The sequence below is a fragment of the Bremerella cremea genome (assembly GCF_039541315.1).
In the GTDB taxonomy this organism is placed as follows: domain Bacteria; phylum Planctomycetota; class Planctomycetia; order Pirellulales; family Pirellulaceae; genus Bremerella; species Bremerella cremea.
The window spans coordinates 296,662-319,586 of record NZ_BAABFZ010000003.1 but is presented as its reverse complement, the minus strand read 5'-3'; the positions used below and the strand labels follow the sequence as shown (position 1 = coordinate 319,586).

The window sequence follows — 22,925 nt, the reverse complement described above, 5'->3', positions numbered from 1 at the left end:
GAGATGAGATTAGTAAGGGTTGGAGTGTGCTTCCAACACTTCGGATCGTACCAGAGAATCGCATGCTTGCAACCATAAAATCCGCCTGACGGAAGGATTTTTTCCAGCAGGAAATGGTTTGCGGTGACCATTTTTACATAGAGTGGTAGCGTTTCTTAACTGTATGCAATGGCGCAAGGACTAGAAGTGTTCCCCTAAACAGGGATTTGGCGATGGCTATAAGCAAGAATTTTATCTTCCAGATGGAGCGACTGACCAAGAAGATTGGTCCTCGCGAGGTATTAAAGGAAGTTTACCTAGCCTTCTATCCGGGCGCAAAAATTGGCGTTCTGGGCCGAAATGGGGCAGGTAAAAGTACCTTGCTCAAGATTATGGCCGGAATCGACAAGGAATTTGACGGAGAAGCCCGTCTTAGTAATGGATTTACGGTGGGCTATCTTCCTCAGGAACCGCAGCTCAACCCGGATAAGAACGTTCTGGAGAACGTTGAGGAAGCCGTGGCCGAGCGTCGCGGGCTGCTGACTCGCTTCAACGAGATCACCGGCAAGCTGGGCGAAGATCTGCCAGAAGACGAGATGAACGCCCTCTACGAAGAGATGGCGACGCTGCAAGACAAGATTGAAGCGACCAACAGTTGGGAGCTCGACCGCGAGATCGAGATCGCAATGGCCGCAATGAACCTGCCAGATGCCGAATCGGGCGTGACGAACCTCTCTGGTGGTGAACGTCGCCGCGTGGCCCTCTGCCAACTGCTGCTGAAGAAGCCTGACCTGCTGCTGCTCGACGAACCAACGAACCACTTGGACGCCGAATCGATTCTGTGGCTGGAACATCACCTGGCTCAGTACGCCGGCACAATCGTCGCCGTGACCCACGATCGTTACTTCCTGGACAATGTCGCCGGCTGGATTCTGGAACTCGACCGCGGTAAGGGGATTCCATTCGAAGGCAACTACTCGTCGTGGCTCGAGCAGAAGCAGAAGCGTCTGGCCGTGGAAGAGAAGCAAAGCGAAGCCCGCCAGAAGACCCTCCAGCGCGAACTGGAATGGATTCGCTCGTCTGCCAAGGCAAAGCAGTCCAAAGGTAAGGCTCGTGTGAACGCCTACGAAAAGTTGGTCGCGGAACAATACGACGATCAGCCAGACGAATTCGAAATCCAGATCCCGCCTGGAAAGCGTCTGGGCGACCTGGTGATCGACGTCCAGAACGTCAACAAAGGTTATGGCGACCGTCTGCTGGTCGAGAACCTCAACTTCCGCTTGCCGGCTGGTGGTATCGTGGGCATCATCGGACCGAATGGTGCCGGTAAGACCACCTTGTTCCGCATGCTGACCGGGCAAGAGTCGCCAGACTCGGGCAAGATCGTTATGGGCGAAACGGTCGAACTCGGTTATGTCGATCAGTCGCGAGATGCTTTGGATCCGGAAAAGACGGTCTTCCAAGAGATCAGTGGCGGTCACGACTTGATCGAACTGGGCAAGCGAAAGGTCAATGCCCGCTCGTACGTTTCACGCTTCAATTTCAAAGGCCCAGACCAAGAAAAGAAGGTCGGTGTGCTTTCCGGCGGTGAACGCAATCGAGTTCACCTGGCAACGCTGCTGCGTCGTGGCTCCAACGTGTTGCTGTTGGACGAACCAACGAACGACTTGGACGTCGACACGCTTCGTGCCCTGGAAGAAGCGATTCTGAACTATGTTGGTTGTGTGGTCGTAACAAGCCACGACCGTTGGTTCCTCGATCGAATCGCCACGCATATTCTGGCGTTTGAAGGGGACGGCTACGTGCACTGGTGCGAAGGAAACTTCGACGCGTACGAACGACAACGGAAGGAACGTCTGGGCGTTAGCGCGGATGAGCCGCATCGGTTCAAGTACAAGAGGCTGGCTCGCTAGCGGCTTGGTCCTTGACCTGTATGCGAAATACGTTATTAACTAAACGAAGATTCACGTTCTTGATCTGAAATCAGGGACACTAACGTTTCCAGGAGGTTTTTACCGTGTCTATCATTCGTGTGGGCTCCACCGAAAAGTACTCAGCCGGATGGGAGTCAGCCTTCGGCGCAGCCCCAGCCAAGAAGAAGTCCGCAACCAAGAAAGCATCGAGCAAGCCGGCAGCGAAGGCTACCGCCAAGAAGGCAAGTGCCGCCGCCCCGAAGAAGAAGTCGGCCAAAAAGAAAGCCGCCAAGAAGTAACGGGGAAACTGCCGCGTGGCCGAGATTCGGTAAAATCGCGTCGTATCAAAAAACAAAGAGCCTGGTCGTTTCCGACCAGGCTCTTTGCATATGTAGTTAAAGATTGATTGCGAAGGTTACATTTACGACCAGCTCTCGAAGTCTTGGCCGCCGGCATCCAGGTCGTCCCCGGTGTGCCACTTTTCTAACGCTTGCAGGACATCGTCGCGTTCTTCGCGATTGGTCCACAGCGATTCGCCTTGTTCCAGGCGGACTTCATACCGCCCTTCACATTGGCAATCCTCTTCACCGCAGAAGTGCGGCACGGCGGAAATCCAAAGGATCCGATAGATCGGTACGTGTTTGTCGTCGATGATGCAAAAGAGCGAACTCATGGGCGACTCCTTATCATTCAGGCTGTCTCTCTTAGCCATTTCATTATATTACTCGCATCGGCTGTTTGGGTTGTCAATCCAGCCCTAATTCGCGAGAACGCCCCGCTGCAGCCGAAATCGCGTCGATAATTGCCCCACGAAAGCCTTTTTTCTCCAATTCGTGGATTCCCGCGATGGTCGTTCCGCCGGGACTGGCCACCTTGTCTTTAAGGACACCCGGGTGCTCTCCGGTCGCCAGAACCATCTCAGCGGCCCCTTTGACGGTTTGGGCTGCTAACTGCAAAGCGATGCCTCGCGGCAGTCCCTCGCGAACGCCTGCGTCGCTCATCGCTTCGATCAGTATGTAGATGAACGCCGGACCGGAACCAGACAAACCGGTCACCGCATCCAACTGCTTTTCAGGAACCTGCAAAGCCAGGCCCGTTGCGTTTAGAAGCTTCTGCGTGACGTCGATGTCGGCCGCTTCGACTCCTTCGCCAGCCGAGAACGCACATGCGGACATGCCAACCAGGCAAGGTGTGTTTGGCATGACGCGGATCATCCGCTTCGTCGGGAACAACTCTTTCAGCTTGGTAATCGACAGTCCCGCAGCGATCGAAACAAACAGGCAGCTATCAGGGATGTCGTTGATGGTGGCAGCAGCTTCGGCCATCATCTGCGGCTTGACCGCCAGGAAAACGACGTCGCTTTGATCGACCACCGTTTGATTCGAGGTCGTCGTCTTCGCGCCGGAAATCTGGTTCTCGAAGCGAGTTCGGGCTTCAGGAAATGGATCGGAGGCCACGATCTGGCCGCCTGGGATCCCCCCGTTCGTGACAAAACCATGAGCCATGGCCAAGGCCATCTGCCCGGCGCCAAGGAAGCCAATACGGGGAATTTCGCTCGACATGAATGCATCCTGTTAGGTGTTTGGGGAAGTGCCACTCTAAGGAAAATTACTGGCGGCGACAATCGGCAAGAAAAGTCGCAATACGTCACTTTTTTAAGCGGATTGATCTGGACAGGGTCTCGCGAAATTGAAACTATTCGCCCCTGCTATGTTTCCACTAACGGAGTCGAAGAAATGATTCGCACTAAAACGCTGTTCGTCTGGACACTCGTTTGCATTTCATGCTTGTCGCTGCCAGCCGCTGCTTCGGCCGAGTGGTACAACCCGCTTTCGTGGACCAGTTCGTCCGCGAGTAGCAAAAAGAAGTCGAAAGAACCCAGCACTCTCCAGAAGTTCAATCAGGGGACGAAGGACTTCTTCTCGAAGTCGGCCGACTTCCTGAATCCGTTTGACGATGCGGATGATAAGAAGAAGACCAATACCCGCTATCAATACAACGGCGGCTACCGCTCGTCGAAGAAGAAGGAAGAAAGTTCCTGGTTTGGTTCGTGGTTCCAAAGCGATCCGGAACCTCGCCCAGCCGAGACGATCAGCGATTTCCTGGATGCACCGCGGCCAGAGTTTTAAGCTCCCGCCATCAAGCCAATTCCCGAAGGCCTCCCAGGCTCTCCAACTGGGAGGCCTTTTTGATGCGCGGGGCGCACATGAGGGCCCCGTGAAAAAAGCTTCGCGGCGGGGCATAATAGAAGGCAACCCTAAGACGCATGAAAGGTTGCCACATGTCGGATTCCCCTGTGAATCGAATTCCGTCCATCTCGCAGTTGATGGAACTGCGCCCGCTGAAAGATCTGGCTCACAAGGTTTCCAGCAGCACCGTCGCTGCCGGCATCAAAGCCTACCTGCAGCCATATCAGAAGCTGGCGATGGAAGCGGCCCCTACCCTGCCCTATGCTTCGCTGCAAAGTTTGGCGAGCGAAATCTCGGATTGGATCCTCGGGCAGCGGGGACTCAGCCGACCTGAGGTGATCAACGCTTCGGGGCAGATTCTCGGAACGCAGTTTCCGGTTGGTCCGTTGGCGGACGAGATCGTGGTACAAGCCCATGCACGCCGGCACGACTACCGACTCGCATCAGCCCAGCAAAACTTCCGGCAAGCGATCGAACAACTTCTGTGCGAGATCACCGGAGCCCAGGCCGCGATGGTCGTGAAAGATCGCGCTTCGGCGATCTACCTGGTCGCGACCACTTCGACCGGCGGTGGCGTGTTTGTGCCACGCTGCCAGATGTCAGCCACGTTCGATGGAATTGATCTTCCGAAACTGCTCGAAGCAGTCGACGTGCAAGAGATCGGCTCGAGCAATCAGGTTCAGTTGGCGGAAATGGCCAACGATCTGCAAGGCAACGCGCAGCGGCTATTGTGGTTCGATCGAACCAACTTCGACGGAGCCGGCAGTGCGGCCATCCCGAGCACACGCGAAGCCATCGAAACGTTGAAGTCGACCGGTGCTGCGATCTGGGCTGATCTCGGAATCGCGGGTCTGACGGCGGAAGGGCTCGAGCCATCGCTCGCGCTGTGCGATGCTCGGCAAGCGATCGACAGTGGAGCCGACCTGGTGACGCTCGGCGGCGGCTTGCTGTTGGGTGGTCCGGAATGCGGCATCATCATCGGTTCGCAAGAGGCGATCGCGAAACTGCGGTCCGTTCCGGTCGCCGCTTACTTAGGAGCTTCCGCACCAGCGTTTGCGGAATTGGAGGTTTGCCTTCGGATTCATCAATCAGGCGAACGAGTCGACGACCGGATTCCGGTGTTGTCGTTGTTGTCGACGCCGATCGAAAACCTCGATCTTCGGGCAACTCGCCTGGCGGAGCAGTTCGTTATTTCGCCTTGGATTGAAGAGGTGACAACGCGCGAAGCGGAAACTTTCGTACTGCCAGGCGGCGTGAAACTGCCGACGCGCCAAGTCGTTATCAAGCCGACTGCCGAAGGCAAAGAAGCGCTATTCGCTCACTTGCATGGCTTCCCGATGGTGGTTGCGGCCCAGGGAAGCGACAACGAACTGCTGCTCGACGTGCGCACTTTATTCCCACGCGACGATGCGCAATTGGTGGGTAAGATTGTTCCAGAAAATGACTCCACTGAGGGGTCTGTTGGCGAAAATGATGGAAATTAGCAACTCTCGAAGGGGGAAATCGACCCTCTTGGATGCATCTTCAGCCAAGATAAGGTAGCTTAGGCAAGATACGTCCGGAGGGTTTGCCAGCACTGGCAGGGAAACCTATCCTAGTGTGTCCGTCGCCCTCACTGGAAAAACTTTCCATGCTTCGTGTCGCTGCTCTTCTGTTCATGCTGTTGCTTCCCTGCGTGGGGCATGCGCAAGAACTGTTGGTCCCGCACGAGCACCACGAGTGGGCAAGCTTCCCAGAAGGATCGTGGAAGCAGGTCAAGCAGGTCACCGAGACCTTCAAAGATGGCGAACTCGTTTCGTCGATGACCACCACGCTGACCATTCGTCTTAAAGAAGTCGGCCAGGACTACATCGTTCTCGAACGTGAAGCCAAGTCGGAAGTCAGTGGTCAGGTCTTCGAGAAGCCGATCCGCGAATTCCGTAGCGGGATCAATGGGCAAAGTGGCGGGCAGCGGGTTCGCATTACCCCAGCCGGTGAGCAAAAGATTTCGATCCTCGGCAAGCCCTTCAAATGCGAAGTACGCCAGATGGAAGTCCTCGACGAACCTACCAAGATCGTAGGCAAGGTTTTCTATAACCCAGAAACGCCACCTTACATTCTGCGTCGCGAGTACACCTTTACGCCAGTTGGCGCCGAGACACCTCAGAAGCAAATGGTGTCGGAAGTGATCGCCCTCAATAAGCCTTACCCGGTGCTGACCGAGATCAAGACGGTTGCCTTCATCGTCCAGAAGACCACCTCTTCCGATGAAACGACCGAAACGGTCGAAGCCCAATGTGCCGACGTCCCAGGCTTTGTGGTCGGAACCTGGATGACCGCTTACGATGCCAACGGCAAGTTGAAATCGAAGACCACCGTTCAACTTCTCAACTACGAAGTCGCAGCCCAGGAAATGGTGCCGGCGACTACCAAGACCGGCATCTTTCGCAACAAGCGAAACCAGCGTCGCGTGTTCGACGAGCAGCAGAACTAAGCCGCAGCTTTTTGCCTGGTCGATTCTTTCCGCGGACTACTCGTTCGCCGCGGTCTCTTTGGATTCCACGCTTCGCGGTGGAGCTTTCTGCAGTTTGAGTTCCAGGAAGTGAATCGGATCAACCTGGATCGATTTCGTTTTCTCTGGCTGGAGTAACGTTCGCAGTTTGGTCGTGGTCTCGGTGAAGATCTCGGTGTGGGGATCCTGGTCTGACTTGCGCACATTCGCGTTCGAGTACGACAACTTCACTTCGTACCCCTGTTCGGAATAGCCGGTGACCATGCCTACGCACTTGAATCCAAGTCGTTGTTCCTCGGGCCAGTACTTCGAGGGCATGGTCCCCCCGCCGACCTGAATCGAGAACTCGAAGCCTGGCATGCACATCACCATCGGCCGTCCTAAGCAGACAGGCTTTTCCCGTCCTGGCCGCTGCTCCATTAGCTTGATCTCGAGAGCGACGTACGACTCGATCGGAGGTTCCACTGGCTTTTCTTCAGCAAAGCTAGTCGTGGGTAGCCAAGTCAAAAGTGCGATTGTCAGAAGAAGGCGAGTCATCCGATGGGCTCCTCGGCAGAATAGTTGGCAGGTACGGCAAGGCTATCCGATCCGGGCCGTGCAGGTCGATTCCAATCTCATTCAATTCGATTGATTTTCTTAACGGCTGATTCACGGGCATCAGGCGGGGGCAGTGTCGTTTGAAACGACGCGGTTGTCGTCTCAGATATCACGAGAAACAGCGGGAGGGAGTAAGTATAAAATTCTGTCGATCTTTCTTCCTTCTGCGGCGTCGGATCGGGAATAGTCCGTCTAAACTACTGCGAATCTTTCCCCGAACAGTTCTCGGGATGGTTCGCGGATATCCATCATCTAAGCGGTCTTCTACTCGCTGGCACTCTGTGTGCGAAGGCGGTGATTGCGCTTAGACGATCGCGCCATCCCTGCTCCGCATCTCCCCTTGGCCAAGATAGTTTCTATGGACAACGAATCTCCGGAATCGACTGAATCGTCGCACTCGGGCAACAAGTTCTTTCGCGTCGTTCCGATGCTGACCAGTGCCTTTGTCCACTTCATGCTGATCGTTCTATTGGTGGTTCTGACCGTCGATCTGGACGAAAAGCCGAAGATGATGGTGATCGATGCCGTCAACGATTCGGAAGAGTCGCTCGAAATGGACAGCTTCGAGGAATTCGAGTTCGCCGAAGATCTCTCCGAGATGGAAAACGAGCTGAATGAGATGATGGCGGAAGCGTTGACGATCGAGGCGCAGGAAACGCCGATCGTTCAGGTCGAAGCTGCCGAAATGATGGATAGCTCGCTGGAAGTGGTCGATAGCTTCGAGTCGATGTTGTCGAGTGATTCGCTGATGCAGGAGATCGGCGGCGACAGTGCCAGTCGCTTTGGATCTTCCGGGGGCGGTGGTGCCGGAGCAGGTGCCGGGATGTATGGTCCAGGTCTGGTGGGGCGTTTCTTCGATATGAAGCAAGATCGCTCACGTCGACCACTCAACTATACCGGTCGTTTTCCTGACTATATTGCCACGATGAATCGCCTGGTGGCGGCGGGCATGTCGGACCAGGCCACGCAAAGGTTCTTCGAGGCGAGCACGCAATTGCAGCTATCGCAGTTGATGATTCCGAACGCGGATGCCAACGACGCCCCGAAAGCCTTCAACGTCGAGGGTGAAGTCGAGCCGCGTGGCTGGTTCGTGCATTACACCGGAGTGGTCTCGCCGCCGGAAGATGGCGAATGGCGGTTTGTCGGGTTCTTCGACGACATGCTGATGGTCTATATCAACAACAAGCCGGTACTGGATGGTTCGTGGGAACCGATGGTGAACGTCGGGAATGGTCCTTACGACAATTCCCTGCGACAGGAGTTCGGCGGCCCGAAGGTCATCACGACTCGTACGGCCTATGCTGGCAAATGGATCAAGCTGAAAGGCCCTGTGAAGATCGACATCCTCATCGGCGAGACCCCTGGCGGACGCATGGGTGGTGTTTTGATGTGTCAGAAGAAGGACGCCGAGTACGAGAAGCGGGAAGATGGCACTCCGATTTTGCCCCTCTTCGCGGTTTCGCACGCCGAGACTCGACGTGTTCGGGATGATGGTTTCGCGAAGCAGTATGGCTTCGTCAACACGCCGCCGCTTTGGAAAATCGCCGACTCAAAACGGCGATAATCTGTGCCCGCCAGAGCGGTTTCAGAATGCAGCTCGATTGGTCCGGCATCGAGCTGCCGAAAAACGGCAAAACTCTTCGTATCTCTTTGCGCAGAATAGTTAGCAATTTGCACGGACGTGTTCTTAGGTGGCTAACGAATCTTAAGTCCCGTGTCGCGTAGGCCATTCAAAGCATGGGGACCATAAATGCCTGAATGTCCGCGTGAATGTGGGATAAAGCGCAAAACGCTCCCGTTTGCTATCACTGCTCGTCTAGCGCAGACCAAGTTCTGTTGCTGCAAAGGAGTGTTTTTCGACTAATTGCCACCCCCAGCGATAAGGATGGACGGATTCGGCAAACGGTTTTTAGTTTGAGTCTTACCCCAATCATGCATCCTTAAACTTCCCAGGCTTAAGCCTTCCCCCTCCGTCGAACGGCGGTTACGTCGTGCATTGCGCGATGGATGGTCGTCTGACGCCTACCAGTTTTTTCGTCTTCATAAGGATGTATCTATGCAAATGGGTCTGAACCGCAATCGTCTGCGCGGTTTTACCTTGGTGGAACTGCTTGTGGTGATCGCGATCATCGGCGTGTTGATCGCTCTGCTTCTGCCAGCCGTTCAGCAAGCTCGCGAAGCCGCACGACGTATGCAGTGCACCAACAACTTGAAGCAGTTGGGCCTGGCACTGCACAACTACCACGACGCTTTCGGCTCGTTCCCGTTTCGTAATGGCGGTACGGGGGCTCCAAGTTCGTCGGTCGGTGGTCAGCGTAGTCGCCTGAGCGGGTTCTTGTTCCTGGCTCCGTTCTACGAACAGCAGGCACTCTACGATCACTTCGTGGGTGGTGTCGAAGCTCCACCATGGGATTCCTCGAAAATCACCGGTCCAACGTTCGCGGAAGCGGTGGTCGATGCCCTGCTCTGTCCTTCGGACGGCCAAGGTCCACCGCCAGCCAACACCGCGATCGGTATGAACAACTACGTGATGTGTGGTGGCGACAGCGCCAACGGCACCGCGATCAGCACTTCGGTGACGACGCCAACCGTGCGTGGTTCGCGTGGTATGTTCGCTTCGTACATGTCGTACCGTTTCCGCGACATCACCGACGGTACCTCGAACACGATTGCCTTGTCAGAGCTCTCGCGACCAACCTCGCGTCGTCACATCGGTATGGTTGCCAGCACTTCGCGGATCAATAATCCTGCCGCGTGTAAGGCGTTGTACGACTACAACAATAACGAATATTACGCCGATGGTTGGGTCGCTTCAGGCGAGCAACTACGTGGTTATCGCTGGGCGGATGGGGCTGAATTCTTCGCCGGCTTCCACACCAACGTCCCGCCGAACTCGCCATCCTGCTTCACGCAGCCGCAGATGGGTCACGTGTATGTCGGGCTGTACAGTGCCGGTAGCAAGCATCCTGGCGGTATCGTCTGCACCTTCGCTGATGGTTCGTCTCGGTTCATTACCGATACGATCGACACCGGCGACCAGTCGCAGATTCACCCGGTTTATAACGCTGGCTATGCTTCGCCTTACGGCGTTTGGGGTGCCCTGGGTACCCGAGCCGCTGGCGAAACGGTCAGCAACGACTAAGGCATTCTTCCCTATTGGCTTTTACCACACGGTCGACCGCTTTCGGCCGTGTGATTGGTGGAGTTAAAAAGACAAACCATGAGAATTGCATTCATCGCAGTCCTAGGCGTGTTGATGCTGGGGCAGTTTGGTTGTGGTTTTGGGGGGCGTGCTCTTCCTGATGGTGCCATGGCGTTAGTGCCTGCCTCGGGTACTTTGCTCTATAACAACGAGCCCGTTTCCGAGGCCATCATCGTGTTCACACCGGTTGACGAGCACGCTGGCTTCCCAGGTGGTTCGGCTCGAACCGACATGGATGGACGTTTCGTGCTGCAGGCCTATCCGACGCACGACGGGATGGTTCCGGCGGAATACAAGGTTTCCGCGGTCAAGACCGAAGTGATCGAGATCGAAACAACCGACCCCGACGCCGACAAGTCGATTGCCCGCTCGTTCCTGCCAGAGAAGTACATCAGCTACAAGACTTCCGGACTGACAGCAACGATCGGTCCTGAAGGAAACCAGGACCTCGTGATCGAGTTGCGCGACTAACCAGGTCGTCGAGTCACGGCAAATCTCAACCAGCAGCCGGCTCGACGCGCGAATTCTCTTTGCCGGAATAACACACGGGGGAGGCGTTCCAATCGGGACGCCTCCTTTTTTCTTACCTGGATCGGAAGCCAGAATTGGCAAGGCCTGTCTGCCGAAGCCGAGGTTGGAAGACGATTTGCCCGTAGCGGGTGGCGAATGGGGCAAATATCGGGCGAAAAATCTCCTAAAGCTCCCGTTTTTGTTAAAGTTCCACGCGTTGCCGAGGTGGGGCGGTTTGGTGCATAATACAGGGTTTCTCCCCTCGCATTTGCCAGCACCCATTACCGACAGGAGTTTGTATGTCCATGGAAGATCGCTTCAATAAGGTCGCGATTACCTTCGATGACGTCTTGTTGAGTCCTCGCTACAGCGACTTCGTGCCGGCCGATGTTACGACGAAGACCAACCTGACGGCGAACATCTCGCTGAACATTCCGCTGCTCAGCTCGCCAATGGATACCGTCACCGAATCGGAGATGGCGATCGCCCTGGCAAAAGAAGGTGGCCTGGGCATCATCCATAAGAATCTCTCGACCGAAGTGCAGACCGAAGAAGTCACCAAGGTGAAGCGGTCGGCCAACGGCATTATCGTCGACCCGGTCACGCTACCACCGACAGCACCTGTCGACGAAGCGAAGCGTCTGATGGATCAGCATCACGTTTCCGGCGTTCCGATCATCGGAACTGATGGCAAGCTAGCTGGTATCATCACCCGCCGCGATTTACGGTTCCTTGAGTCGAATGCCCTTTCTATTGCAGAGGTTATGACGAAAGACAACCTCGTGACAGCAACGGGGACCGTAACGCTTGCGGAAGCTGAGCAAATTTTAACGGCTAAAAAGGTGGAGAAACTTTTACTGGTTGACGAAGATTACAAACTAACGGGTCTCATCACGATCAAAGACATTGACATGATGAACCGGTTCCCCGAAGCGTCCAAAGACTCGATGGGACGCCTCAGGGCTGGAGCCGCCGTTGGTGTGATGGATTTCGACCGAGTTCAAAGTCTCATCAATGCCGACGTCGACGTGTTGGTAGTGGATAGTGCTCACGGGCACTCCAAGAACGTCATCGAGACCGTTCGCGAGATCAAGAAGAATTGGAACATCGACGTGATCGCCGGCAATGTGGCGACCGCGGAAGGATGCGAAGACTTGATCAAAGCGGGCGCGGACGCGGTTAAGGTTGGCATCGGACCTGGTTCGATCTGTACAACCCGAGTCGTCTCCGGGGTTGGTGTTCCGCAGATTACGGCGATTCATGACACGAGCATGGTTGCCCAGAAACACGGAATTCCGATCATCGCAGACGGCGGCGTGCGGTTCTCGGGCGACATTACCAAGGCGATCGCAGCAGGTGCTAGTGTGGTCATGGTTGGCGGGTTGTTCGCTGGCGTGGCTGAAAGCCCTGGCGAGGTGATCCTTTACCAAGGTCGAACCTTCAAGGTTTACCGCGGGATGGGCAGCCTCGGTGCGATGGTAAAAGGCTCCAAGGAGCGGTACCGACAAGGCAGTGTCACCGATGGTGGCAAGCTGGTCCCGGAAGGGGTCGAAGGTCGTGTGCCGTTTAAAGGACATTTGAACGCGTTTGTGTACCAACTTGTTGGCGGTTTACGAGCCGGCATGGGGTACTGCGGAACGCGGACCATCGAGGAGTTGCGCAAGGACGCCACCTTTATCCGAGTTACCTCGGCTAGTGTTAGGGAAAGCCATCCTCATGACATCGCCATCACTCAAGAGTCTCCTAACTACAGCCCGGAGACACACGACAAAAACGAATAGCATCAAGCTGCTCGCCACCTTGATGGTGCAATGTGGCGTGGTGCTGGGCGGTTTGATGCCAGTGGCTGAAGCCCAATCGCCTCGTACCCTCCCCTCGGCTCAAAACACCGCGGCCCCGATTCAGTCGAGCACGCCGCAAAGCCATCTGCAGTGGCGACCTTCTGCTAAGGTTCGCTCGGAAGCCAAGCCGGTCAGCAACGTTCAGCCGGCTTCACATGTCCAACTGACTTCGGCCGATGGCCGCTCGGTTGTGCAGAACGCTTCGACCCTGCCGCCAGCCGATCCATTCAACGATCCGTTTGGCGATCAGATCCCTCATTACACCGCACAGCAGGCGACGCCACCGAGCCGTTTCTCGGCTCCTCCTGCCCCTCCGGTTGGTCAGCCAATGGCTGAAGAGCCGATGCTGGAGCAGCCTGGCACTCCGCAGCCAATGGAACCAACCCCGATGCAGCCTAGCCTGCAGCCATCGCGTCCGATGCCTTCCGTTCCGATGGAAAGCTCGCCGATGGACATCGTCCCGATGGACGAAATGCCAACGCCTGACGTGAAGCCAATGGCTCCGGTTCAGCCAAGCTCGCCTCCACGTTCGTCGAACGCATTGCCACCACCGCTGTTCCGTACGCAGCCAGAAATTCCGAACAACGCCGATCCAAACTGCGGTCAGATCTACCAGAAGCGTAACTGCTGCGAAGAGTCGGATAACTGCAAGGAAATCCGCGAAGAACTCGGTCGCTTCAGCATCAAGCAGATCTCGCTCGATATCTCGTCGCCGTTCGCTCCGGACGAAGACGATCCGGCGATCGCAGAGTCGTCGCAAGCTCAGGCCATGCAGGAAGCACCAGCTCGCGAATGGCGAAACATCGAAGGTGTGGTTGTCGCCGACGGTCGTATGATCGACATCCGCGATCGCCGCGTCAGCATCGACACGGGTGAAGAGATCAAGCGTATTCGCATCCAGGATCTGGGTAGCGATGAGAAGTGCTTCCTGACCGCTTATTGGAACTTGCCATACGAATGTGGTTGGACCGATCAGCCTTTCGAGGGCCGTCACTGGGCTCCACTGGAAGTCAACTGGACCGCTTCGGCTCTGTGCCACAAGCCGCTGTACTTTGAAGAACGTGCCCTGGAACGCTACGGTCACACGACCGGACCGATCTCGCAGCCGATCATCTCGGGTGCCCACTTCTTCGGAAGCGTCGCTGTCCTGCCATACAAGATGGGGCTGAACCCGCCAACCGAGTGCCGCTATGCCTTGGGTTACTACCGCCCTGGCAACTGTGCACCGTACCTGGTTCCGCCAATTCCACTGAGTGCTCGTGCCGCAGCCGCTCAGGCTGGAGCCGTGCTCGGGGCGATCTACTGGATCCCCTAAACTGCTCACTTCCCACTGGGAGCGATTGGACCGGAAGGGCAGCCTGCATGCCAGGCTTGCCCTTCCATTGTTTCTTGAGCGTGCCAATGACACGTGGTGTTAGTCGTCGCTCTTTAAAGCGAGCTCGAAGTGGTTGTTCTCGCCTTGAATTACTTCGCAAACCAATTCGGTTTGATCGTTGTACTGGGGAGGCACCTTCTCTTCGACGATCACCTCTTTGCCATTGTCGTTCACCATGGTCGTTGCTGTCCGCACACGAACGACATACTTGCCTGGCGGAGCCCCGCTCTGCCCGACGGTGTAGATCAGCTCGAAATCGCCCTGCTCGTTCGTCTCGGCCACTGCTGGCCGTCCGCCACCTTCCGGCGTGAAGACCACCTCGGCGTCTGGCAAAGGGTTTCCGTCGAGTGTCACTGTCCCGGTTGTAGTCGACGTGTTGCCTGATCCGCAGCCGGTGATGGCAAAGATGCCAAGCAGTAAGAGCTGTGTGCAACGTCGTTTCATAGATTTAGCTTCCCTTCAAGAAAGGCACGAGCCAGCGTCTGCCCCCTAAGACGCCGGATCGTGCCCCAGGTGAGAATTAAGAATTGTCGATCGGCTGACCGTCGTTACGAACGCCCAGACGCTGATAGACTCCCAGATTCACTGGATTGAAGGTGGGAGGTGCCGCGGTGTTTTGGTAGTCCTGTCCATTCACACCGGCGTTGCGATAGTGGATCGTGTCCGCAATGAAATGCACCGACCCGTCGGCATAAGCAAACAGTGCCCCGCCAGGGTGATCGCTGGCAAAGCCTTCGATGCACTGATGCGTTCCGTTTAAGGGATCGTTCAGCGGTCGTGTGATCCGCCCATGCGTGTAGTCGGCGCCTTGGGGGCCACTTCCCGGCAAGTTTCGATTACCGACCCAGGTTCCCTGGGCACAGCGACGATTTCGTTCACCCAGAATGAACGTGTTGGAAGTGCCATCCGTAACGTCTGCCAGACGCGTCTTGCTGCCGCGGAACAAGATGCCGTTATTCTTCAGATGGTTGACGTCGTACATCCCAATCACGGCAATGTAGTTGGACTTCGACAAACGGAAATTGGTACCAATATTGGCATCACCACTGAAATGACGGCCAGTGCCGCCGTTCATCTTCCCACCATCCATCAGATGGCCTGCTGGATCGGAGGGGCAGATGAAAACATCGAGTCGGGTTTGCACCAACGGACGAAGGCTTGTGTCGTCCAGCGTGACTTTCAGGTCCTGTTGAGAGACTTCCAAGCGATCGTAAAGGCTCGTTTGTTCTACAAACGGAAGGATGCGGGCTCCCCAGCCCCACATTTGTCGATTGTCGTCATTCGTATGCTCGCCCCCAGGCGGGAAATAGCCATAGGTATCGTGATGATTGTGCAGAGCAATGACCAGGTTCTTCAGGTTGTTGTTGCAGTTGATCCGACGGGCCGCTTCCCGGGCCTGCTGAACGGCTGGCAACAACAAGGCGATCAACACTCCGATAATGGCAATGACCACCAGCAATTCGACGAGGGTAAACCCTCTTTTCGCCAGCATGACGAGACTCCTTACGTGGCTAGAGAAGAAGAGTGATGCGAAGAGGCCAGGAGTCTAGTGAAATGTTCAAGTAAAATCAAATTCTTTTGTTTTTGCGCGACTCGCGGTTATAGAAACGGGCATTCCGCTTAGCTTGCTAATGGTACGGATGCCACCTTTCCCCAGATTGGCGTTTGAGGCAGCCATGGAGAGGGGGTGCCCGGTGGAGAAGAGAATCGAGCCTTCTGCTTCTTTCCCCTTTCATGAACTGCCCACGGCTTAGGGAGGGATCTTGGACTCCGGGTCGTAATCCATAGGTACTGCGCCATGAAAGCAAATAGTTCGCAATAAATCGATGCGTTCGGGCATGGAATCAGGGGCAGACGAGGCGAAAACAGCTCGGAGAAGCCCGATCGATCAGCCCGCAGAGATGTAAGCCAGTCAAGTGAATCGAGCCTCCGGAAGGGACTCGGAAGTATGCAAATTCCCTGGAAATTATAGGGTAAGCGCCGCTTTCCCTATAAATCAGCCCGCGATGATCCGACGGCCCCTCTTGCTAGCAGGATTGGTAATCTTGTTAATTTGCAAAATATCTGCGGCTCATGCTGAAAGTGTTGGTTTTGCCTGCGTTTCCGTGCCGATCGTTTGTGTTGAAGGTATCGAAAACTCAACCTGATACACGCTGGAGGTCTGTTATTTGACTTCCGGCCGCTCATTCACCAACCGTTGTCGACCACTGGGCCATCCAGTTGCCTTTCGATTGCGAAAGAGGAACCCATGAGAGCCACTACCTTGTGGACTGCCTTAACGTTGTCCACAGTGCTTTTTGCCGGCCAGGCGAACGCTGCCAAGACAACCTATGCCAACCAAACCGGTCAAAAGACGATCGGTCAGGAAACGTCTGCCGTCACCCATATCGCTAGCGGCGATTGGCGTGTCGAACGTCATCCTGAAGGCCAGCCAGGGCCGCAGATGCAGCCTGGGATGAACCCCTATGTGGCCATGGATCCTTACGGCCAGATGATGATGCCAGGCATGGCTGCAGGATACGCTCCGAACGGAGTGTCGCCGGCTGCCTATGGCATGCCGATGGGTCCGGGGTACGGCATGGCCGGACCTGGCCAGCCAATGATGGATCCGAATGTCATGCCTGCAGGTCACCTCGGCGGCCACGGCTGTCAGTCGTGTGGCGGTGCAGGCTGCCAAAGCTGCCGTGGAGGTCACCTCGGTGGTCTCGGCAACGGTTGCAGTGCTTGTGGCGGAGCCGGTTGCGGCGGCTGCTGCGGCCTAACCGGTGGCGGCGTTTACTGCGGTTTCAGCCGCGGTATCGGTAATGCCTGGGACCTATCGGCCTTCGGTGGCCGTTGTGCTCCACGCTGGGCCGACGTAGTTGTTGACGCGACCTTCTTTATCTACGAACCAGGGAACAACAACATCGTTCTGGCTTCCCAGGGTGGTGCGAATAATCCGGTTCTCGATACGGATGACGTTGACTTCACCAACCAAGGTGGCGTCCGCATGTCGCTCAATCGAGCCTTCACCCCAGGTGGCAACCTCGAGTTCAGCTACATGGGCATGGGCAACTGGGCTTCGCAGCAAGGTGCTTACGGTAACGGTAACCTCTTCTCGCCTTTCTCGGACTTCGGTACCGATCCGGTCGGTGGTTACGCTGAAACCGACGGTGGCGACCTGATGCTCTACTCCTCGTCGAACCGCTTCGATTCGTTCGAGCTGAACTACCGCCGCTTCTTCACCTCGGCTAACTGCTGGTGGCAAAGCTCGTGGTGGGTGGGTATCCGCTACGTCCGAGTTGACGACGACGCCGTCCTGAACACTCAGGGGAGCGGTGGCACCCTCGAATATATCGTCGACGCTGACAACGACCTGTTCGGTGTGCAGTGGGGTACCGACTCGGCTCTGAAGCTGACCACCCGATGGACGCTGTCGCTCTTCGGCGAGATCGGTGTCTACGGCAACCGTGCAACGCAGGAATCGAATATCAACTTTGGTGGTATTAACATCCAGGAAACGACCGCCCAGCGTCGAGCCTCGATGGTTCTGGAAGCAGGTTTCCTAAGTACCTTCCGCATCGTTCCTCGCGGTACCTTGCGAGCCGGTTACCAGATCGTCTACATCGACGGTGTGGCACTGGGTAGCGATTCCTTCAACTTCCAGACCGGTGGAGCCGTTCCGCTGAATACCGCTCTGGCGGGTCGTGCTGCGAACATCAACGACAACGGTAACGCTCTTTACCATGGTCCAACGGTCGGTTTCGAGTACACCTGGTAAGACCTACCAACAAGCTCGACTATCAGAAAAACTAATAGGGCCGGCATTTTGCCGGCCCTATTTTTTTGCGCCCGGTGGACATCTAGAACGGTTCTTCCTGAAGAGACGGCTCTGTCGGGGGGAATCGTTTTTGTCGATTTCTGGGGAAATGGGTAGAAAAACGGAACATTCGCAACTAATGTCAGTCTAAGTATATTCCGCAGAACTACCTATATGGCGGGGATAAGCCAACAGGTGAGTGGTGTGAGCGGCCCAAGACAGGGGCAATTGGTTCGCTCCCGAAGCGGTTTCGGAAGGCAAGATCGCCGACCGGGTACTGTGCTCATCGAAATGACTGGTCTCCCGTCCATTTCATCAGAACAACTTGAGATTCATCGTAGGTGAGGAGTGTTTCCATGAAACGTGGAATCAAACGCCAAAAACGAGCCCGACGTCAGCAGGTCGAGGTATTGGAGACTCGCGATCTGTTAGCTGGGGATGTCACAACGTCCTTCTCTGAAGGTGTGGGCTCCGGGTCGGATTCTGGGCTGAGCAAATTCAGCAACAACCTTGTCAACATTGTTTCTCAATACAATTCGCAAGTTAACGATCCGGACTACGATGGGGGCGCTGTGACCATCGATGTTCCTTACGCGATTGTGAATAGTGAAACCGTTTTGATTCGAGCGATTGCTTCGGCGGCGGATTCGACGGCATTGGTCAACGACCTGTCCGCTTTGGGCGCGACCGAAATCCAAACGGTAGGTCGACTTGTATCGGCGCGTGTTTCATTGGATCTCGTCGAATCGCTTAACTCGCTCGAAAGCATCCATTCCATTGCTGCTGCGACTGCTCCGACATTCAGTGTCGGTCAGACTACCAGCCAAGGGGATGCATCAATGTACTCGGACCAGGTTCGCGCGAACCTTGGTTTCGATGGGACTGGAGTCAGCGTCGGTGTGATCTCGAATTCATTTGACGCTTTAGGACAAATGGATGCCGACATTCTCAATGATGATTTGCCAGCCGATATCACCATTCTCAAGGACGCTCCTCTAGCCGATTTGGGTTTCTCGACTCCTGATGAGGGTCGGGCGATGGCACAACTTATCCACGATGTCGCTCCAGGCGCGTCGATTCTCTTCTATACCGCAATGTATGGAGAGGTCGACATGTATTTTGGGATTCTCGCACTGGCGCAGGCAGGGGCCGACATCATTGTTGATGACGTAGGTTTTGCCAACGAATCGTGGTTCCAAGATGGTATCCTCGCCCAGGCGATCGATATGGTGGCTGCACAAGGGGTAGCCTACTTTAGTTCTGCCGGAAATTCAGGAGATGAAAGCTACGAGGCGGCCTATCAAAATAGTGGCATCAACGATGATACGATGGGCCAATTGCACGACTTTGATCTCGGGGCACAAATTGATACGAGACAAGCGGTGACAATTCCAGTCGGTGGCTTGCTGCGGATTGCGTTACAGTGGGATCAACCGTTTATTTCTTCTGACCTTTCCGGGCTTTCTTCAGGCTCGCAGAGTGACTACGGCATCTATCTGCTTGATGCAGACGGTGAAATCGTGAGCACCGCCGACGATCCTAATTTTGGTGGCGATGCCTTTGAGTTTCTCCAATTCATAAATACCACTGGTTCTGAAGAATTTAGTATCGTCATTGGTAAGAACTTCGGAGAAGATGCTCGCGTTCTTAAGTACCAGTACTGGGGTGCGCAGGACGGCGTGGTTACTGAGCACTTCTTGCCAAGTGGTACAGCGGTTGGCCATGCGGCAGCCAATGGTGCAGCCTCGGTCGGGGCGGCGGCTTTTTACGACACGCCTGCATTCGGAGCGAATGGCGCGACCAAAGAGGACTTTTCTTCGGTCGGTAGCGTGGCGATATATTTCGATACGTCCGGCAATCGCTTAGGAACATTTGAATACCGTCAATCTCCTGACTTTGTTGCCCCCGATGGTACTAATACAACGTTCTTTGGCAGTGACGTGCCTGAAGATGCGGATACCTTTCCAAACTTCTTCGGAACCTCGGCTGCCGCACCTCATGCCGCTGCCGTAGCGGCTTTGATGTTGCAGAAGAATTCCGCCCTTACGCCCTGGAATGTCTACGACATCCTTGGCGCGACGGCGACCGACATGGCAACTTCTGGTCCCGATATCCTGACAGGGTATGGGTTGATCAACGCCCTGGCAGCCGTGAATGCCACGCCTGGCGCGGGGTCGGGCGGCAGCGGTGGTGATGGTGGTTCGTCCGGTTCGACCGACGCTTGCGGTGTCGCTCTGCCAGAAGGAACGACGTCTTTCGCCGGCGCGGTGGGTGCGAACTTCTTCGCCAGCACGCATGCGATCCTTGATGGCGACCAGCCAGGTCAGCTTGGCTACGACTACGCGATCCTCGATTACCTGCGTGGTAAGGGAACGCTGGCGGAAATCGCCAAGGAAGATTACTCGATCGCTGTCGTTGGTAATGGCTTGGTGAGCTGGTCGTTCTCCGATGGTACGACTTCGGCCACCGGTTACGAACGAACCGACTTCTACAATATCGATTACTTCGGTATCGGCGACTTTGAAGAACTGCTGACGCACGACCTGGTGATCGTGCTGTCGGGCGAAAATGCCGTGACCAACGGTATGACTGCCGTTCAGATGCAGTACTGGGCCGACGCTGAATCGGCGATCACGCAAGCCGTGAATCATCTGGGCCTCGATCTATGGGTTGGTGCTTCCGGCGGCGACGACACCTATTACGACTTCCTGCCAACTGGCACGCTCGCCTCGGCTGACTTCGTCAACGCTGCTCCACCGCAGAACTATATGATCACCGCGGAAGGCAGCATGGTTGGCATCACCGATGCTATGGCAGAAGCGGCTGCGACCGGACAGTACTTCACCGGTTACGACTCGGACTTGTTCCGCTTTGAAGTCCGTAACGACGACGAATTCATTTCGGTTGGTGCCCAAGGCATCGCCTTCGACAGTGACCAACTGGTCTTGGCTTCCGACGTGGTTGGTGGCGTGACCTCTGGCATTCTGGGGACTGCCTTCCAGGATTTGAATCTCAACGGTGTTCAGGACGCTGGTGAAGCGGGGATCGCCGGAATCCGGTTCTTCATCGACTACAACGGTGACGGCCAGATCGGTCTTTGCGAACCAACCGCCACTTCGGATGATCTTGGTCGCTTCGTGATGCGATCGGCATTCTCGGGTGAGTTCCAGATTCTGCCGGTGCCCACCGCAGGCTATGTCGTCACGACCGACACACCGATTACGGTCACGATCAATCCTGATGGTTCCGCAGAAGCGTCTTCCGAAATCAGCTTTGGCGTGATCGCCGGAACGGACTCGGGCGACAGCGGAATCGGTGGTACCGTTCCAATCGCCGATGGTGCCTTCCTGGGTGATAGCCCGGTTGTTGACGACGGTGTCTTCTTCGGCAACGGTATTCAGATCGGTACCAACACGATCAGCATCACCTCGAGTGTCGAATACTCGAACACGGTGCTGAATGCCTGGATCGACTTGAACAAAGATGGCGACTTCAACGACGCCGGTGAACAGATCTTCAAGAATGTTCACATGCAACTGGGAACGCACGACTACACCTTTGTGATTCCATCGTGGGTGTTCGACGACTCGTTCCTGCCAGAAGAAGCTCGCCTGGCGGTTGATATACGCTTCCGTGTTGGACCAACGCTGAACATCGCTCCTGATGCCGACGATATCTTCGGTGAAATCGAAGACTACGAGATCTTCATCTCGCAAGATCCAGATCCGGGTCTGTACGCCAGCAACGACATCTTCGAATACGAAGACGACACCGCCGGACAGTACTTCAACGTCCTGGCCAACGACAGCAGCCACTTCAACCGTACGCTGACGATCGTTCCAGGTAGCGTGACCAATATCAGTCCAGTTCTGACGCCTGGTCTCGACATCACCGTGTCGCCAGATGGCACGCGAATCTTGTTCGACGCCACGGGCGTGATCGATCTGACCGAAGACATCACCTTCGAGTACACCGTCCAGGACACCGCCGGCAATACGGCAACTGCAACGGTCACTCTGGTGACTGCTTTGGATACTTCGGCACTCCCCGTGAATGCAGTTACCAGTTCGTCGGTGGCAACGTTCTTCAATTCAGCAGGGGCAAGCCCTGGCGACGTGAACAACGACGGCGTGCTGACCGGCCAGGACCTGGCTTCGGTCATTTCGGAACTGCGAACGGTTGGTTCTCGCGACTTGCCAGAGATGGGGGCAGCGACCGCTGGGTTCAAGCGATTCATCGATGTGAACGGCGACGGGCGCTTCAACAATGCGGACTTGATTCGCTTGTTGAACCTGATGCGTCAGCCAATCACGCGAACAGAAGGTGAGTCCGATTCCGATTTGGCCTCTTCGACCGATTCGGCCATTGAAACGATGACGGAATGGACCTCGAGCAGTTCTTCGACTTCGGCCGCGATGACCTCGTCTTCCAGCAGCAAGTCGAGCTCGGCTTCCGCCTCGAATCTGGTGACGATCCAGCCGATCGTCAACGACGGTTCGTCTCCATCGACCGGTGCAACTCTGGAAGGTGAAGGCGAATTGTCCTTCGAGCCATCCATCACTGATCAGACTTTGGCTGCCTTTGGTGAAGATCAGTCGGATCTGCTCTGGTCGAATGATGACGGAGTCGATCTGCTGGAAGAAGATTCGTCGGATGCCAGCGACGATCTGTTCGCTGACGACGAATGGCAGAACGAGCTAATTAGCCTCTAATCGCTCGTTTTCAGGCAGATTTGCCCAATTCAGAAATCAAAAGAGCCTCCCCAGACCGGGGAGGCTCTTCTCATGCGCTTGCGCGAAACATCCGGCGTCAGGATTGACTTCCCCTCTCGGCCAAGGTGGTGCTGGAAGATTAGCGCGATTTGATTGGATTGGCCAGATTCTAGGGGAAATACGGGAACTAGCTGCCGGGTGCCCGCGTCAAAACGTCGACAGGGTCCTTCTCTACTCGGACTGCATCGAGAGTGGGGGGCTTAAGGGCAACCTTCTAAGTCATTTCAAGTCAGTAAGTTAAGTAGAAATCCTGAGGG

The 22,925-nt window shown here is 55.7% G+C and carries 17 protein-coding genes; 12 read left to right on the top strand and 5 right to left on the bottom strand.

Annotated features, from left to right (window positions below; all coding sequences use genetic code 11):
• The first annotated feature begins 212 nt into the window (after positions 1 to 212).
• Positions 213 to 1,892 (top strand): energy-dependent translational throttle protein EttA, encoded by a 1,680-nt coding sequence (gene ettA / locus ABD890_RS03465; protein ID WP_345085911.1) that lies wholly within the window; start codon positions 213 to 215, stop codon positions 1,890 to 1,892.
• A 104-nt stretch (positions 1,893 to 1,996) separates the two neighbouring features.
• The gene (locus ABD890_RS03460) at positions 1,997 to 2,191 is read left to right on the top strand and encodes a hypothetical protein (protein WP_345085909.1); all 195 of its coding nucleotides are present in this window, start codon (positions 1,997 to 1,999) and stop codon (positions 2,189 to 2,191) included.
• A 122-nt stretch (positions 2,192 to 2,313) separates the two neighbouring features.
• On the opposite strand, the gene ABD890_RS03455 is transcribed toward ABD890_RS03460, so the two are convergent.
• Positions 2,314 to 2,565: a hypothetical protein gene (locus ABD890_RS03455; protein WP_345085907.1), complete on the bottom strand. Its 252-nt coding sequence runs from the start codon at positions 2,563 to 2,565 to the stop codon at positions 2,314 to 2,316.
• Between the two features lie 73 nt (positions 2,566 to 2,638).
• The gene (gene proC, locus ABD890_RS03450) at positions 2,639 to 3,454 is read right to left on the bottom strand and encodes a pyrroline-5-carboxylate reductase (protein WP_345085905.1); all 816 of its coding nucleotides are present in this window, start codon (positions 3,452 to 3,454) and stop codon (positions 2,639 to 2,641) included.
• 174 nt (positions 3,455 to 3,628) lie between these two features.
• Between proC and ABD890_RS03445 the strand changes: the two genes are divergently transcribed.
• The 3 genes from ABD890_RS03445 to ABD890_RS03435 all read left to right on the top strand — a co-directional run bounded on the left by ABD890_RS03445 (position 3,629) and on the right by ABD890_RS03435 (position 6,554).
• Positions 3,629 to 4,021: a hypothetical protein gene (locus tag ABD890_RS03445; protein ID WP_345085903.1), complete on the top strand. Its 393-nt coding sequence runs from the start codon at positions 3,629 to 3,631 to the stop codon at positions 4,019 to 4,021.
• Between the two features lie 152 nt (positions 4,022 to 4,173).
• The gene (locus ABD890_RS03440; protein ID WP_345085901.1) at positions 4,174 to 5,565 is read left to right on the top strand and encodes a hypothetical protein; all 1,392 of its coding nucleotides are present in this window, start codon (positions 4,174 to 4,176) and stop codon (positions 5,563 to 5,565) included.
• 146 nt (positions 5,566 to 5,711) lie between these two features.
• Positions 5,712 to 6,554: a hypothetical protein gene (locus ABD890_RS03435; RefSeq protein ID WP_345085899.1), complete on the top strand. Its 843-nt coding sequence runs from the start codon at positions 5,712 to 5,714 to the stop codon at positions 6,552 to 6,554.
• 36 nt (positions 6,555 to 6,590) lie between these two features.
• On the opposite strand, the gene ABD890_RS03430 is transcribed toward ABD890_RS03435, so the two are convergent.
• Positions 6,591 to 7,109 (bottom strand): hypothetical protein, encoded by a 519-nt coding sequence (locus ABD890_RS03430; protein ID WP_345085897.1) that lies wholly within the window; start codon positions 7,107 to 7,109, stop codon positions 6,591 to 6,593.
• A gap of 418 nt (positions 7,110 to 7,527) precedes the next feature.
• On the opposite strand from ABD890_RS03430, the gene ABD890_RS03425 reads away from it, so the two are divergent.
• The 5 genes from ABD890_RS03425 (at position 7,528) to ABD890_RS03405 (ending at position 14,037) form a co-directional block, all read left to right on the top strand.
• Positions 7,528 to 8,733 carry a hypothetical protein gene (locus tag ABD890_RS03425; RefSeq protein ID WP_345085895.1) on the top strand — a complete coding sequence of 402 codons (1,206 nt, stop codon included), beginning with the start codon at positions 7,528 to 7,530 and terminating at the stop codon, positions 8,731 to 8,733.
• A 492-nt stretch (positions 8,734 to 9,225) separates the two neighbouring features.
• Positions 9,226 to 10,311, top strand: coding sequence for a DUF1559 domain-containing protein (locus tag ABD890_RS03420; protein ID WP_345085894.1), 1,086 nt, complete (start codon positions 9,226 to 9,228; stop codon positions 10,309 to 10,311).
• Positions 10,312 to 10,389: 78 nt separating this feature from the next.
• On the top strand, positions 10,390 to 10,842 hold the full coding sequence (locus ABD890_RS03415; protein WP_345085892.1) for a hypothetical protein: 453 nt from the start codon (positions 10,390 to 10,392) through the stop codon (positions 10,840 to 10,842).
• Between the two features lie 344 nt (positions 10,843 to 11,186).
• Positions 11,187 to 12,662, top strand: a complete 1,476-nt coding sequence (gene guaB / locus ABD890_RS03410; protein WP_345090817.1) for an IMP dehydrogenase — start codon at positions 11,187 to 11,189, stop codon at positions 12,660 to 12,662.
• Positions 12,598 to 14,037, top strand: a complete 1,440-nt coding sequence (locus tag ABD890_RS03405; protein ID WP_345085891.1) for a hypothetical protein — start codon at positions 12,598 to 12,600, stop codon at positions 14,035 to 14,037. The genes guaB and ABD890_RS03405 overlap by 65 nt, the downstream gene beginning before the upstream one ends.
• Positions 14,038 to 14,136: 99 nt before the next feature.
• Here the strand turns inward: ABD890_RS03405 and ABD890_RS03400 are convergent, their stop codons facing one another.
• Both ABD890_RS03400 and ABD890_RS03395 read right to left on the bottom strand, forming a co-directional pair.
• Positions 14,137 to 14,541, bottom strand: coding sequence for a carboxypeptidase-like regulatory domain-containing protein (locus ABD890_RS03400; protein WP_345085890.1), 405 nt, complete (start codon positions 14,539 to 14,541; stop codon positions 14,137 to 14,139).
• A gap of 76 nt (positions 14,542 to 14,617) precedes the next feature.
• Positions 14,618 to 15,589 carry a DUF1559 family PulG-like putative transporter gene (locus ABD890_RS03395; protein WP_345085889.1) on the bottom strand — a complete coding sequence of 324 codons (972 nt, stop codon included), beginning with the start codon at positions 15,587 to 15,589 and terminating at the stop codon, positions 14,618 to 14,620.
• A gap of 756 nt (positions 15,590 to 16,345) precedes the next feature.
• On the opposite strand from ABD890_RS03395, the gene ABD890_RS03390 reads away from it, so the two are divergent.
• On the top strand, positions 16,346 to 17,857 hold the full coding sequence (locus ABD890_RS03390; RefSeq protein WP_345085887.1) for a hypothetical protein: 1,512 nt from the start codon (positions 16,346 to 16,348) through the stop codon (positions 17,855 to 17,857).
• A gap of 395 nt (positions 17,858 to 18,252) precedes the next feature.
• On the top strand, positions 18,253 to 22,608 hold the full coding sequence (locus ABD890_RS03385; RefSeq protein WP_345085885.1) for a S8 family serine peptidase: 4,356 nt from the start codon (positions 18,253 to 18,255) through the stop codon (positions 22,606 to 22,608).
• Positions 22,609 to 22,925 lie beyond the last annotated feature (317 nt).

What these genes read in the sequence shown, in the direction of transcription:
- ettA (WP_345085911.1), top strand. Translation starts at nt 213, where the DNA reads ATGGCTATAAGCAAGAATTTTATCTTCCAGATGGAGCGACTGACCAAG.
- proC (WP_345085905.1), bottom strand. Translation starts at nt 3,454, where the DNA reads ATGTCGAGCGAAATTCCCCGTATTGGCTTCCTTGGCGCCGGGCAGATG.
- ABD890_RS03455 (WP_345085907.1), bottom strand. Translation starts at nt 2,565, where the DNA reads ATGAGTTCGCTCTTTTGCATCATCGACGACAAACACGTACCGATCTAT.
- ABD890_RS03445 (WP_345085903.1), top strand. Translation starts at nt 3,629, where the DNA reads ATGATTCGCACTAAAACGCTGTTCGTCTGGACACTCGTTTGCATTTCA.
- ABD890_RS03420 (WP_345085894.1), top strand. Translation starts at nt 9,226, where the DNA reads ATGCAAATGGGTCTGAACCGCAATCGTCTGCGCGGTTTTACCTTGGTG.
- ABD890_RS03425 (WP_345085895.1), top strand. Translation starts at nt 7,528, where the DNA reads ATGGACAACGAATCTCCGGAATCGACTGAATCGTCGCACTCGGGCAAC.
- ABD890_RS03395 (WP_345085889.1), bottom strand. Translation starts at nt 15,589, where the DNA reads ATGCTGGCGAAAAGAGGGTTTACCCTCGTCGAATTGCTGGTGGTCATT.
- ABD890_RS03400 (WP_345085890.1), bottom strand. Translation starts at nt 14,541, where the DNA reads ATGAAACGACGTTGCACACAGCTCTTACTGCTTGGCATCTTTGCCATC.
- ABD890_RS03390 (WP_345085887.1), top strand. Translation starts at nt 16,346, where the DNA reads ATGAGAGCCACTACCTTGTGGACTGCCTTAACGTTGTCCACAGTGCTT.
- ABD890_RS03430 (WP_345085897.1), bottom strand. Translation starts at nt 7,109, where the DNA reads ATGACTCGCCTTCTTCTGACAATCGCACTTTTGACTTGGCTACCCACG.
- ABD890_RS03440 (WP_345085901.1), top strand. Translation starts at nt 4,174, where the DNA reads ATGTCGGATTCCCCTGTGAATCGAATTCCGTCCATCTCGCAGTTGATG.
- ABD890_RS03415 (WP_345085892.1), top strand. Translation starts at nt 10,390, where the DNA reads ATGAGAATTGCATTCATCGCAGTCCTAGGCGTGTTGATGCTGGGGCAG.
- ABD890_RS03405 (WP_345085891.1), top strand. Translation starts at nt 12,598, where the DNA reads ATGACATCGCCATCACTCAAGAGTCTCCTAACTACAGCCCGGAGACAC.
- ABD890_RS03385 (WP_345085885.1), top strand. Translation starts at nt 18,253, where the DNA reads ATGAAACGTGGAATCAAACGCCAAAAACGAGCCCGACGTCAGCAGGTC.
- guaB (WP_345090817.1), top strand. Translation starts at nt 11,187, where the DNA reads ATGGAAGATCGCTTCAATAAGGTCGCGATTACCTTCGATGACGTCTTG.
- ABD890_RS03435 (WP_345085899.1), top strand. Translation starts at nt 5,712, where the DNA reads ATGCTTCGTGTCGCTGCTCTTCTGTTCATGCTGTTGCTTCCCTGCGTG.